Origin of the sequence: Microbacterium sp. Leaf179 (assembly GCF_001423785.1) — a bacterium.
Lineage (GTDB): Bacteria > Actinomycetota > Actinomycetes > Actinomycetales > Microbacteriaceae > Microbacterium.
This window is the reverse complement of the sequence record NZ_LMPH01000001.1, coordinates 1,355,837-1,368,468: the sequence shown is the minus strand read 5'-3', so window position 1 is coordinate 1,368,468 and position 12,632 is coordinate 1,355,837. Positions and strand designations below refer to the sequence as shown.

The window sequence follows — 12,632 nt, the reverse complement described above, 5'->3', positions numbered from 1 at the left end:
CGTCGAGAGCCGCGTTGCAGCGCATCGCGCGCATCCCGCTCCGCGGAGGGCACCCGTCCCCGGGTCTTCTCCCCGCAGGGACCCGGGACGCCCCTCGTGTCGCAGCTTCGTGCGAGCACAGCCCCGCACCCGCACTGCCGACCGTCGGCGGATTTCCGCCGTCGCATCCGCTTCGCCCGCGCGATGTCGGCACTCGGGCCTAGGGTCGGGATCGTGGCATCCGGTTCCTCTCCCTCCCCCGTCTCCATCGCCGTGCAGTTCGTGCTCACGGGCATCGTGTGGGGCTCGAGCTTCCTCTTCATCGCGATCGCCCTCACCGGAATGACCCCGGCGCAGGTCGCCGGCGGGCGGCTGCTGTTCGGTGCGCTCGCTCTCGCCGCGATCGTCGCGATCCGACGCGAACGCCTCCCCCGCAGCCGACGGGTGTGGGGTCACCTGTGCGTTCTGGCGGCCACGTTCTGCGTCGTGCCGTTCCTGCTGTTCGCCTGGGCCGAGCAGCACGTCTCGTCGGGGCTGGCGAGCATCTTCAACGCGACCACGCCGATCATGACGGCGATCATGGCGTGGGCGGTGTTCCGCGTCGAGAGCCTCAAGCCGGGCCAGCTGCTCGGCATCGCCGTGGGCATCGCCGGGGTCGTCGTGATCATCGCGCCCGGCGCGGTCGCCGACGTGGGCGACAGCACGGTCGCGCAGATCGCGCTGCTGGGCGCCACCGCCTGCTACGGCTTCAGCCTCGCGTACATGCGTCGGTTCCTCGGCGACACCGGACTGTCGGGCATCGCCTTCGCCTTCGGTTACATCGGCCCGGCGGCGGCGTTCATGGTGCTGCTGTCGCCCGTGATCCTCGCCGAGCCGATGGACCTGACGACCCCGGTGGTGCTCAGCATCGTCGCCCTGGGGGTACTCGGCACCGGCATCGCCTACGTCTGGAACCAGAACACCCTGCGCGCCTGGGGGCCCACCCGGGCCTCGACCGTCACGTACATCACCCCCGTGGTCGGGGTGGCTCTCGGCATCCTCGTGCTCGGGGAGCGCATCTCGTGGAACGAACCCGTGGGGGCGGCCGTGGTGTTCGTCGGCATCCTGCTCGTGCAGCAGAGGCTGCGCCTGCGGCGTCGCGTCACCGCGGGGTGACGCACCGCGGGCGGCGCCCGCGCACGACGGAGAAACCACAACGACCCCGGATGCCGAGCACCCGGGGTCGCCCGAGAAACGCGGAAGGCCCCGGATGCCGAGCACCCGGGGCCTTCGCGGAGATCACGCCTGGAGCGCGAGCTGCAGGTCGAGCTCGATGGTGACGTCCTTGCCGACCAGCACGCCGCCGGTCTCGAGGGCGGCGTTCCAGGTGAGGTCGAAGTCTTCGCGGTTGATGACCGTCTTGGCGGTCGCGCCGGCCTTGTAGTTGCCCCACGGGTCGGTGCCGAAGCCGCCGAAGTCGAGCGAGAAGGTGGCGGGCTTGGTGATGCCGCGGATGGTGAGGTCACCGTCGACGAGGAAGTCGCCCTTTTCGACGCGCACACCGGTGGAGCGGAAGTCCATCGTCGGGTAGGTCTCGATGTCGAAGAACTCGGCGGAGCGCAGGTGCTGGTCGCGGCCCTCGTCCTTGGTGTCGACGGAGGTCACGTCGACGGAGGCCTCGACGGTGGCCTCGAGCGGGTTCTCGGGGGCGACGATGGTGGCGCTCTTCACACCGAACGTGCCGCGCACCTTCGAGATCATCATGTGGCGCACCGAGAAGGTGACCTCGCTGTGCGACGGGTCGAGGACCCAGGTGCCGGTCTTGTAGCCGGGGATGTCGAGGGCGGTGGTGTCAGTCATGTCACTCCTAGAGGTCTGGGGAGCCGCTTCGGCGTCCTGCCGGGATCCAACTCCCATTCACACGAATGTATTCCACGATCGAGGAAAATAACGAACCCGAGGGAGCCGCAGCCCCCTCGGGTTCGTGAACGTTCCGTGAAGAAACGGCTGGTCAGCCGACCTTGAGCAGGTCGATGATGAAGATGAGGGTCTTGCCACCCAGGAAGTGTCCGCCGGCGGGACCGTAGGCCAGGTGCGGCGGGATCACGAGCTCGCGGCGACCGCCGACTTTCATGCCCGGGATGCCGTCCTGCCAGCCCTGGATGAGGCCACGGAGGGGGAACTGGATGCTCTCGCCCCGGCCCCACGAGGAGTCGAACTCTTCGCCCGACTCGTACTCCACACCGGCATAGTGCACGGTGACGGTGCCGCCGGGCTTCGCCTCGGCGCCGTCGCCGACGGCGATGTCGCGGATGACGAGGTCGGAGGGGGCGGGGCCGCTGGGAGCGTCGAACTCCGGCTTGGTGCGATCAGTCATGCCTCCATCCAAGCACGGCCCGGCGGTCGATGACCGCCCCTGGACAAAGACTCAGCGCCCGGTGCCGCGGCGATGCCTGCGTGTCTACCGGGCGCTGAGTTGGCCTACATCGATGGTGCTCCCGCCTCGCCGCGCTGTCAAGACCTCACGGCGCGAGCAGCGCCGCCCGCGCGTCGGTGGTGCGCTCGAGCAGGTACCGCTCGGTGGCGACCGCCTGCGGATCGCGCCCCGACAGGGCGCGCTGGCGCGCGGCGGCGAGTGCCGTGGCATCCGCGATGAAGGCCTTCATCACCGCCGTGCGGTCACCGGGCAACGTGCGCGCCCACGCGAGGGCCGAACGGCGCCCGGGGCGGGTGGCGAGCATGTCGACCTCTTGCGGCGTGAACCAGCCCGCGACGGCGTACTCGCCCAGCCGTGCGCGGGTGAGACGCGTCTCTTCGCGCCGCAGTGCCAGGATGCCGGCGATGAACGCCAGGAACAGCGGCACCTGCAGCGTGGCGTACACCTCGAAGAAGTTGGCGAACGTGGCCGAGCCGTTCCACAGCCCGTGCAGAACGATCGCGGCGAGCACTCCGGGGATCCCGTAGGCGAGGGCACCGCCCCCACGCAGCCCGCGACGCGCGGCGAGGCCCAACGCGAAGCCGGTGAGGCTGGTGAACATGACGTGCGCGAACGGCGACAGCACCGCGCGCAGGAAGAAGGTCGTGGCGACCTGGCCCGGGCCGCCCTCGAGATAGCTGATGGCGAAGTACTGCACGTTCTCGGTCAGGGCGAAGCCCGCACCGATCAGCGCGCCGTAGACGATCCCGTCGACCGGGCCGTCGAAGAACCGTCGGGCGAACACGAAGATCAGGAGCACGCCGAGGCCCTTCGCGAGCTCTTCGACGATCGGTGCCTGCACGACCGAGCTGAACTCGGCCGGCAGCCGGCCCACCGCCAGGGTGAGGACCAGGTCCACCCCCAGCGCGAGGGCGACGGCCGCCACCGCGCCCCAGGCCACGGCGAACACGAGCAGTCGTCTCGGTTCGGGCTCCCACCGGTCGATGTAGCGCACCGCGAACCAGACGATGACGAACGGGATCACCGCCAGCACGAGCCCGATGAACGAGGCCGCCGTTCCCAACACGCCCGTGAAGTAGCGGACGAGCAGGGCGAGCACCGGCACCAGGAGTACGGCCACCACCCACAGGGCGATGCCCCCGCGGCGCCGGCGCGGAGGCGCGGCCGAGCCGGCCGCCTGCGGTGCCGGGGAGATGCGGGCGGGCTCGGCGGAACCGGGCTGCGCCAACGGCGAGGGGTAGCTCATGCGCACAGCCTAGGGGCGGCCGGCGACACGGCATCCCGGGCTTGCGACGACTCCCCGCCGGTGCGGCCCGGTAGCGTGGAGGCATGCGATTCGCCCACGTCCGTTCCCCGGAGGGGGCGGAGTCCCCCCGTCTCGTCAGCGTCCACGATGACGAGTTCTCGTTCGTCGACGAGTTCTTCGAGGGCGCCCCCCGCCAGCTCGAACAGCTCATCGCCGGCGGTGACGCCCTGCTCGAGCGCGTGCGCGCGGCGTCCGTCGGTGCACCGCGGCATGCGCTCTCGGGCGTCGCCTTCGCCTCGGCGGTGCTCGCTCCCCCGGCGATCCTCGCGGTCGGCCTGAACTACGCCGCCCACTCGGGCGAGCTGGGGCTGAAGACCGACACCGGGCCCACCGTCTTCGTGCTGTGGCCCAACTCCCTCACCGCCCACGGTGCGACGACGACGTGGCCGCGACAGCTCAGCGAGGCCGTCGACTACGAGGCCGAACTCGGCGTGATCATCGGGCGCCCCGGGCGTGACGTCGCCGAGGCCGACGCCCTCGACCACGTGTGGGGCTACACCGTCGTCAACGACATCACGGCGCGCAACATCCAGTTCTCGGAGGCGCAGTGGTCGCGGTGCAAGTCGTTCGACGGCTTCACCCCGACGGGCCCGTTCGTGGTGACCGCCGACGAGATCCCCGACCCGCAGGATCTGCACATCTGGACCGTCGTCGACGGGCACACGGTGCAGGATGCCAGCACCGGCCAGATGGTGCGCACGGTCGCGACGCTCATCCACAAGCTGTCGGAGTCGGCGACCCTGCTGCCCGGCACGCTCATCTCGACCGGCAGCCCCGGCGGAGCGGGCTACTCGCGCGACCCGCAGATCTTCCTGCGCGACCGCTCGACGGTGACCGTGGGGATCGACGGGATCGGCGAGCTGACCACGCACTGCCGGATCGTCGACTGAGCCACGCCCGCGCGGCGACGGCGCCGCCGGACCGACGGTGACGGCTGCCCGGTGACCGACGCCCGACCCCCGGGCGGGCGACTCGGCGCTCACCCTCGACACGACGACGGGGCCGCGACCACTGGTCCCGGCCCCGGCGTTCGTTCGTCTCAGCCTTCGACGACGTCCTCGACGGCACGGATGACCGGGATCGCCTCTGTGATCGGGTGCAGGCCCGACAGGCGCGCCGGCGAAAGCTGCTTGATGACCTCGTCGCGCGTCATCAGCCCGGCCTCGACGACCAGGTCGGCGACGTTGCGGTGCGTCAGCAGAGCCGTCTTGGCCAGGGCCGCCGACGCCGCGTAGCCGATGAAGGGCGTCAGCGCCGTCACGACGCCGACCGAGGAGCCGACCATGGCTCCCAGGCGCTCGCGGTTCGCGGTGATGCCGTCAACGCAGTTGACCCGCAGGGTCCACATCGCCTGCCGCATCCACGTGATCGACTGGTAGATCGAGTGGGCGATGACGGGCTCGAAGGCGTTGAGCTGCAGCTGCCCGCCCTCGACCGCCATGGTCACCGTCATGTCGGCCCCCACGACCGAGAACGCGACCTGGTTCACGACCTCGGGGATGACGGGGTTGACCTTGCCGGGCATGATGCTCGAGCCGGCCTGGCGCGCCGGAAGGTTGATCTCGCCGAGGCCCGCCTGCGGACCGCTGGAGAGCAGACGCAGATCGTTGCAGATCTTCGACAGTTTGACGGCGTTGCGCTTGAGCGACGACGAGAACGACATGAACGCGCCGGTGTCGCTCGTGGATTCGACCAGGTCGGTCGCGGTCTCGAGATCGAGCCCGGTGATCTGGCGCAGGTGCCGCAGAACAGCGGCCCCGTACCCGGCGTGAGCGGTGATGCCCGTACCGATGGCCGTGGCGCCCATGTTGATCTCGTACAGCAGGTAGGCGTTCTCGGTCAGACGGCTGTAGTCCTCGCCCAACGTCGTGGCGAACCCGTGGAACTCCTGTCCGAGCGTCATGGGCACGGCATCCTGCAGCTGGGTGCGGCCGACCTTGAGGACGTCGTGGAACTCCTCGGACTTCGTCAGGAAAGACTGACGCAGCAACGCGAGCTCTTCGAGCAGGCTCTGCAGGGTGAGCGCCAGCCCGATCTTGATGGCCGTCGGGTAGACGTCGTTGGTGGACTGGCTGCGGTTGGTGTCGTCGATGGGCGAGAGGAAGCCGTAGTCGCCCTTCTCGCGGCCTGCGAGCTCGAGGGCGATGTTGGTGATGACCTCGTTGGCGTTCATGTTGGTCGAGGTGCCGGCCCCGCCCTGGATGACGCCCACGGTGAACTCGTCGTGGAACTCGCCGTCGATCACGCGCTGGGCGGCGCGGTCGATGAGGTCGGCCTTCGCGGCGTCGAGCACGCCGATCTCGCGGTTCGCGCGGGCCGAGGCCTGCTTGACCATCGCGAGGGCTCGCACGAGATCGGGGTAGACCGAGATCGGCCGCTTCGCGATGGGGAAGTTCTCGAGCGCGCGCGCGGTGTGGATGCCCCAGTACGCCTCGAAGGGGATCTCGAGGGATCCCAGGGAATCGGTCTCGGTACGGGTGCGCGTCATTGCGTCCAAAGCCATGTGGTGTCCTCGTGGGTTGTCACGGCGAGCAGGGATGCCACGAGCCTAGCCACCGGTCCCGTTGCGGTCGTTCGACACTGCGGCCTGTCGCCCGGCCGACACGCTCCGGCGCGTATACCGAACGCGGCGGCCGTCGCGGCGGCGTCACCGCTTGCGCGAGAACGCCTCGAGTCGCTCTTCGGGGCTCAACGCCGCCATGCGCGCCGTCCACTCGGGCGTGAAGAAGCCCGTGGCCTGTGCGTCGACGACCGGGACCACCGCGTGGGTGATCGTGTCGTCCCACACGTGCACGAGGTGGAACGCGCGCCCGGCGTCCATTCCATTGACCTCGTCGGCGGGGCGGGCGAGGTCCATCGTGTAGCAGGAGGCCGCGGCCACACTCACCGGCACCCCGGCGAAGGTCCCCGACGTCGAATAGTGCAGGTGGCCCGCGAGGATCGCGCGCACGTCGGTGCCCGCGATCGCGTCGGCGAGACCGCGCTGATCGCGTAACTCGAGGATGTCGAAGAACGGGATGTGCGAGGGCAGCGGCGGATGGTGCAGCGCCAGGATCGTGCCCCGCGGCGCCGGCTCGGCCAACTCGGCGCGCAACCACGAGAGCTGGGCGGCGTCGAGGTCGCCGTGGTGCCACCCCGGCACGGTCGAGTCGAGCGCGATGAGCCGGAGTCCCCCGAGGTCGTACACCCCGGTCACGGGCTCCTCGCTCGGCTCGCCGTCGAGCAGCTCGGCGCGCAGCGCGGGCCGTTCATCGTGGTTGCCGGCCACCCAGACGACCGGCGCCCCCAGACGCGCCGCCCACGGTTCGACCTCGGCGCGCAGCGCCCGGTAGGCCTCGGGCTCGCCGAGGTCGGTCAGATCGCCGGTGAAGACCACGGCATCCGGTCGCACCCCGGTCGCCTCGGCGGCCGCGAGCGTGCGGCGCAGGTGCTGCGCCGTGTCGTAGCGATCGCCGAGCAGCCGGCCGCCGCCCAGCAGGTGCGTATCGCTGAGGTGGAGGATCACGCGCGCGGCGGGCGCATGCTGACCGAACTGCACGGATGCCATGCCCCCAGCCTACGAGGGGCCTCCGACACCGCTCCCCGGGCGCCTCCGTGGGCGAGCAGGATCAGTGGTTGAGCAGGATCAGCAGCAGCGCGCCGAGCACGACTGCGGCGCACACGGCGAAGCAGAGGTAGGCGGCGACCAGCGAAAGGCGCTTCTGCCCCTCGCTCAGCGGGTTGCGCGCGGCGGCCTTGTCGACCGCCCTCTCGGCGCGACGCTTCTGCTTGTCGGTGAGCACGGTGATGGCGTCGGTGAACTCCGCCGGCGCCACCAGCGGCGGACGGCCACCGCGCACCAGCAGGCGCAAACCCAGGGCGTAGAACGTCACGACCACCGTCGCCCCGAGCAGGGCGGCGACGAAGACGTGCAGGAAGGCTTCCCAGTCGATGCTCACGCGCGGTCCTTCCTCGCGTCGTCGTGGCGGCGCTGGCCGCGCGTGGGCTCGGGCTTGCGCGGCACCTTCACGGCGGCGCCGGAGTCGGCGACCTCGCTCATCGCGTTGGCCGAGGTCACCGAGTCGCGCCGGGAGCGCAGGAACAGACCGAGAACGATGACGACCGCGATCACGGCATCCACCGCCACGCCCCATCCGCCCAACCAGACCACGATCAGGGCCGCGGCGGCGCCCACGGCGCCGGCGGCGGGAAGCGTGAGCACCCAGCCGATCATGATGCGGCCCACGGTGTTCCACCGCACGGTCGAGCCGCGGCGGCCGAGGCCCGAACCGATGACGGATCCCGAGGCCACCTGCGTCGTCGACAGCGCGAAGCCGAGGGCGCTGGATGCCAGGATCGTGGCCGCCGTGGAGGTCTCGGCCGAGAAGCCCTGCGCGGGCTTGACGTCGGTGAGCCCCTTGCCGAGCGTGCGGATGATGCGCCAGCCGCCCATGTAGGTGCCGAGCGCGATCGTGATCGCGCAGGCGAAGACGACCCACAGCTGCGGGTCGGGGTTCGCCGACGACTGCCACCCGACGGTGATGAGGGCGAGGGTGATGACGCCCATCGTCTTCTGCGCGTCGTTGGTGCCGTGCGCCAGAGCCACGAGCGACGAGGTGAAGATCTGGCCCCAGCGGAAGCCGTCGCGCCCGTCGGCCTTCATGTCGTACCGGCGCGTGATGCCGTAGGCGATCTTGGTGACGGTGAAGGCGATGATGCCGGCCGTCAGAGGGGCGATCAACGCCGGCAGGATCACCTTGCTCAGCACCACGCCCGTGTCGATCGCCGAGGCGCCGACGCCCACGAGCGTCGCGCCGATCAGGCCGCCGAACAGCGCGTGCGACGAGCTCGAGGGGAGCCCCAGCAGCCACGTCAGCATGTTCCAGGTGATCGCGCCGATCAGACCGGCGAAGATGATGGGCGGGAAGATGTCGGGACTCAACTGGTCTTCGCGGATCATGCCGCCCGAGATCGTCTTGGCGACCTCGGTCGACAGGAACGCGCCCACCAGGTTGAGCGAGGCCGCCAAGAGGACGGCGACCTTCGGCTTCAGCGCACCGGTGGCGATGGGGGTGGCCATCGCGTTGGCGGTGTCGTGGAATCCGTTGGTGAAATCGAAGAACAGTGCCAGCGCGATGACCAGCATGATGATGAGGGCTGCGCTCTCCACCGTTCGCTTTCCGTGAGAAGGAAGAAGGGATGCCGACGGGATCGGCGCGACGAACGAAGAGTTCACCTGGAGTTCGACACCCGTTCACCGGGGTCCCGTCCACATCCTGTCATCGGGGACCCCGGGGGTCAAACGCGCGCGGCTCGCTGAGCGTTCTCCGAAGCCCGCGTCGGAGGAGCGCACTACCGTGGAACGGTGACCGACCTCGACCCGCAGCCCACCCCGCCCGTCGCCGCCCGCCGGCCCGTCTCGCGCTCGCACCACGGCGACACCTTCGACGACCCGTACGAGTGGTTGCGCGCGAAAGACGACGCCGAGGTCGTCGGGCACCTCGAGGCCGAGAACGCCTACACGACGGCCCGCACCGGGCACCTCGCGGGCCTGCGCGACACGATCTTCGGCGAGATCAAGGGCCGCACCCTCGAAACCGACCTCTCGGTCCCCGCGCGCCGCGGCGACTGGTGGTACTACGGCCGCACCGTCGCGGGCGCGCAGTACGGCATCCAGTGCCGGGCGCCCCTGGACTCCCCCGACGACTGGACCCCGCCCACTCTCTCGCCCGGCACCCCCGTCGCCGGCGAGCAGGTGCTGTTCGACGGCAACGTCGAGGCCGAGGGCACCGACTTCTTCTCGCTCGGCAGCTTCGAGATCTCGAACGACGGCACCCGCATGCTCTACGGCGTCGACGTCGCCGGCGACGAGCGGTACACCGTGCGCGTGCGCGACCTGACCACCGGCGAGACGCTGGCCGACGAGATCCCCGACACCTTCTCGGGGGCGACCTTCTCGCCCGACGGGCGCTTCATCGTCTACACGACCGTCGACGACGCCTGGCGTCCCGACACCGTGTGGCTGCACGAGATCGGCACCCCCGTGGATGCCGACGTGAAGCTGTTCCACGAGCCCGACGACCGCTACTGGGTCGGCGCCGACTTCACCCGCAGCGATCGCTTCCTCGTGATCGAGATGGGTTCCTCCATCACGTCCGAGGAGTGGCTGCTCGACGCCGACGACCTCCGCGGCGAGCCCCGCGTGGTGTGGCCGCGTCGTGAGGGCGTCGAGTACTCCTCGTCGCACGCCGTCGTCGACGGCGACGACGTGCTCTACGTGCTCCACAACGACGGCGCCCTCGATTTCGAACTCGTGCGGGTCTCGGCATCCGATCCCGAAGGCCCCCGCGAGACGGTGATCCCCCACCGCACCGGTCAGCGGCTGCTCGGCGTCGACACGTTCCGCGACTGGGGCGTGGTCGGCTACCGTCGCGACGGCCTCGCGCGCCTGGGGATGCTGTCGTACGCCGATGGCGCGGTGACCGAGATCGCCTTCGACGAGCCGCTGTACAGCGTCGGCACCGGCGGCAACCCCGAGTACGCTCCCCCGGTCCTGCGGCTGGGCTACGGCTCGTTCGTCACCCCCGGCACCGTGTTCGACTACGTCGTCGCCACCGGCGAGCTGCTGCTGCGCAAGCGCCAGCCCGTGCTCGGCGGCTTCGACCCCGACGACTACGGCCAGGCACGGGTGTGGGCCCCCGCCGACGACGGCACGCAGGTGCCCGTGTCGCTGGTGTGGAAGCGCTCGTTCGGCGAGCCCGGTGCGGCTCCGCGTCCCGTGCACCTGTACGGCTACGGATCGTACGAGCACTCCATCGAGCCCGGCTTCTCGGTGCCGCGTCTCTCGCTGCTCGACCGAGGCGTCGTCTTCGCCGTGGCGCACGTGCGCGGCGGCGGCGAGATGGGTCGGCAGTGGTACGAAGACGGCAAGATGCGCGCCAAGCGCAACACGTTCACCGACTTCGTCGCCGCCGCCCGCCACCTCGTCGATGCCGGGTACACCACGCCCGACCGCATCGTCGCCGAGGGCGGCAGCGCGGGCGGACTGCTCATGGGCGCCGTCGCCAACCTCGCGCCCGAGCTGTTCGCCGGCATCCTCGCCGATGTGCCCTTCGTCGACGCGCTGACGACCATCCTCGACCCCTCGCTCCCCCTCACCGTCATCGAGTGGGACGAGTGGGGAGACCCCCTGCACGACGCCGACGTCTACGCGTACATGAAGTCGTACTCGCCGTACGAGAACGTGCGCGAGGGCGTCGAGTACCCCCGCATCCTGGCGGTCACCTCGCTCAACGACACCCGCGTGCTGTACGTCGAGCCCGCCAAGTGGGTCGCGCGCCTGCGCGACGTGGGCGCCGACGCGCTGCTGAAGTGCGAGATGGTCGCCGGCCACGGCGGCGTCAGCGGCCGCTACAACGCCTGGCGCGAGCGCGCCTTCGAGATCGCGTGGCTGCTCGACGTGCTGGGCCTGGCGGAGTAGGCCGAGCCGCCGCTGGATGCCCCGGTGCTGGACGCCTCGTCGCTTCGTGCGGCGGGGCGTTCGGCGTTATGGGCTGCAGGGCGTGTCCCACTTTGTGCAGCTATCGCGCCTGAATCTCGCACGAAGTGGGACACGGGCTCACGGCGGCCGCTCACCGTCGGCCGAGGCGGTGGCCGCCTGCCGTCGCCCCCGTGGGCATGTCCCAGTTTGTGCGGCTATCGCGCCTGAATCTCGCACGAAGTGGGACACGGGCTCACGGCGGCCGCTCACCGCCTGCTGAGCACCGTCGGGCGGGGACGGTCCTCCCCCGCGCGCCGATGCGCGCGGCCATCCACAGAACGCCCCGCGCACTCGTGACCGCAGTCGCAGTGCCTGCATCCTCGAGTGATGGTCGACGATCCGCTGATCTTCTCCGTCCGCGATGCCGTTGCGTCGGGGCGCTCGCGCTTCGCTCTGCGCCACGTCGGCATGCGGATGCCGTACCGCGGCGTTCGTTCCATCGCTGCGCCTGCGCCTCCCGACGATCTGCGCGCCCGCGCCGCCGAGTACGCGCCGCGCCTTCGCGACGGACAGTTCTTCAGCCACGAAACCGCGCTGGGGTTGCTCGGCGTTCCGTTGCCTCCGTATCCCTGGCTTCCCGGCATCCATGTGTCGGCGCATCGCCCGAGACGCGAGCCGCGCATCGGCGGCGTCCGCGGCCATCGACTTCAGACGCGTGACGCGGCCACCGCGCGCACACCGGAGGGCTGGCCCGTCGAGGACCCCGTCAGGGCATGGCGACAATGCGCGGCTCTCTGGCGCATCGACGACCTCGTCGCAGCGGCCGACTTCCTGCTCACCGAACTGCGCCCGCGGGTCGATGCCGATGACCTTCGCGCCGAGATCGCCCGCATGGGCGATAGCGAGGGTAAGGCGCTCGCCCGCGCGCTCGCGCTCAGCCGTCATGGACCGCGTTCGGCGGCCGAAACCCGCCTTCGCCTGGTGCTCGTGCGCAACGGTCTGCCCGAGCCGGAGATCTCCTGGGTGCTGCGCGATACCGAAGACCGCTTCGTCGCCGAGCTCGACCTGGCCTATCCCCAGTGGAAGGTCGGTGCCGAGTACGACGGCCGCGTCCACGCCGAAGACATGCGGCAGTTCGCACGGGACGCCGATCGATGGGACGCCATCCGAGCCTGCGGCTGGGAGCACGTGCGCGTCATCTTCCACCACATGCGGTCCGACGGCGCTCCGGCGGTTCGAAAGGTACGGGAGGCGCTCGAACGCGCGGGCTGGCGTGAGTGACCGCTCGCATGTCCCACTTCGTGCAGGTTTCCTCCGCCGCAACTGTACAAAGTGGGACATGGCAGGTAAGCCGCCAGATCACCGTCTGCGCAGATCGTGAGGCGTGTCTCCTCGCGACGGGCATGTCCCACTTCGAGCAGGAAAGCGACCGTAAAGCTGCACGAAGTGGGACACGCGCCTCGCCGAAACGC

At 70.4% G+C, this 12,632-nt stretch carries 11 protein-coding genes; 4 read left to right on the top strand and 7 right to left on the bottom strand.

Going from position 1 to position 12,632, the window contains the following annotated elements:
- Positions 1 to 213 precede the first annotated feature (213 nt).
- Complete coding sequence (locus ASF96_RS06240) at positions 214 to 1,134, top strand: DMT family transporter (protein WP_082509310.1); 921 nt, start codon at positions 214 to 216, stop codon at positions 1,132 to 1,134.
- A gap of 123 nt (positions 1,135 to 1,257) precedes the next feature.
- Here ASF96_RS06240 and ASF96_RS06235 read toward each other — a convergent pair whose 3' ends face one another.
- From ASF96_RS06235 to ASF96_RS06225, 3 genes are all read right to left on the bottom strand, one after another.
- Positions 1,258 to 1,818, bottom strand: a complete 561-nt coding sequence (locus ASF96_RS06235; protein ID WP_055835027.1) for a YceI family protein — start codon at positions 1,816 to 1,818, stop codon at positions 1,258 to 1,260.
- Between the two features lie 151 nt (positions 1,819 to 1,969).
- Positions 1,970 to 2,335: an FKBP-type peptidyl-prolyl cis-trans isomerase gene (locus ASF96_RS06230; protein ID WP_055937004.1), complete on the bottom strand. Its 366-nt coding sequence runs from the start codon at positions 2,333 to 2,335 to the stop codon at positions 1,970 to 1,972.
- Positions 2,336 to 2,480: 145 nt separating this feature from the next.
- The gene (locus ASF96_RS06225; protein WP_055937001.1) at positions 2,481 to 3,641 is read right to left on the bottom strand and encodes a PrsW family intramembrane metalloprotease; all 1,161 of its coding nucleotides are present in this window, start codon (positions 3,639 to 3,641) and stop codon (positions 2,481 to 2,483) included.
- An 83-nt stretch (positions 3,642 to 3,724) separates the two neighbouring features.
- Here ASF96_RS06225 and ASF96_RS06220 point away from each other — a divergent pair, with 83 nt between their 5' ends.
- On the top strand, positions 3,725 to 4,591 hold the full coding sequence (locus ASF96_RS06220; protein WP_055936998.1) for a fumarylacetoacetate hydrolase family protein: 867 nt from the start codon (positions 3,725 to 3,727) through the stop codon (positions 4,589 to 4,591).
- Between the two features lie 149 nt (positions 4,592 to 4,740).
- Here the strand turns inward: ASF96_RS06220 and ASF96_RS06215 are convergent, their stop codons facing one another.
- The 4 genes from ASF96_RS06215 to ASF96_RS06200 form a co-directional block, all read right to left on the bottom strand.
- A complete protein-coding gene (locus ASF96_RS06215; protein ID WP_055835015.1) occupies positions 4,741 to 6,204 on the bottom strand; it encodes an aspartate ammonia-lyase in 1,464 nt (487 codons plus the stop codon).
- Positions 6,205 to 6,348: 144 nt separating this feature from the next.
- On the bottom strand, positions 6,349 to 7,248 hold the full coding sequence (locus tag ASF96_RS06210) for a phosphodiesterase (protein ID WP_055936995.1): 900 nt from the start codon (positions 7,246 to 7,248) through the stop codon (positions 6,349 to 6,351).
- A 61-nt stretch (positions 7,249 to 7,309) separates the two neighbouring features.
- Complete coding sequence (locus ASF96_RS06205; RefSeq protein ID WP_055835008.1) at positions 7,310 to 7,639, bottom strand: hypothetical protein; 330 nt, start codon at positions 7,637 to 7,639, stop codon at positions 7,310 to 7,312.
- On the bottom strand, positions 7,636 to 8,850 hold the full coding sequence (locus tag ASF96_RS06200) for an inorganic phosphate transporter (RefSeq protein ID WP_055936992.1): 1,215 nt from the start codon (positions 8,848 to 8,850) through the stop codon (positions 7,636 to 7,638). The genes ASF96_RS06205 and ASF96_RS06200 overlap by 4 nt, the downstream gene beginning before the upstream one ends.
- Before the next feature lie 195 nt (positions 8,851 to 9,045).
- Between ASF96_RS06200 and ASF96_RS06195 the strand changes: the two genes are divergently transcribed.
- Both ASF96_RS06195 and ASF96_RS06190 read left to right on the top strand, forming a co-directional pair.
- Positions 9,046 to 11,160: a S9 family peptidase gene (locus ASF96_RS06195; protein ID WP_055936989.1), complete on the top strand. Its 2,115-nt coding sequence runs from the start codon at positions 9,046 to 9,048 to the stop codon at positions 11,158 to 11,160.
- A gap of 387 nt (positions 11,161 to 11,547) precedes the next feature.
- Positions 11,548 to 12,441 carry a hypothetical protein gene (locus ASF96_RS06190; protein ID WP_055936986.1) on the top strand — a complete coding sequence of 298 codons (894 nt, stop codon included), beginning with the start codon at positions 11,548 to 11,550 and terminating at the stop codon, positions 12,439 to 12,441.
- The last annotated feature ends 191 nt before the right edge of the window (positions 12,442 to 12,632 follow it).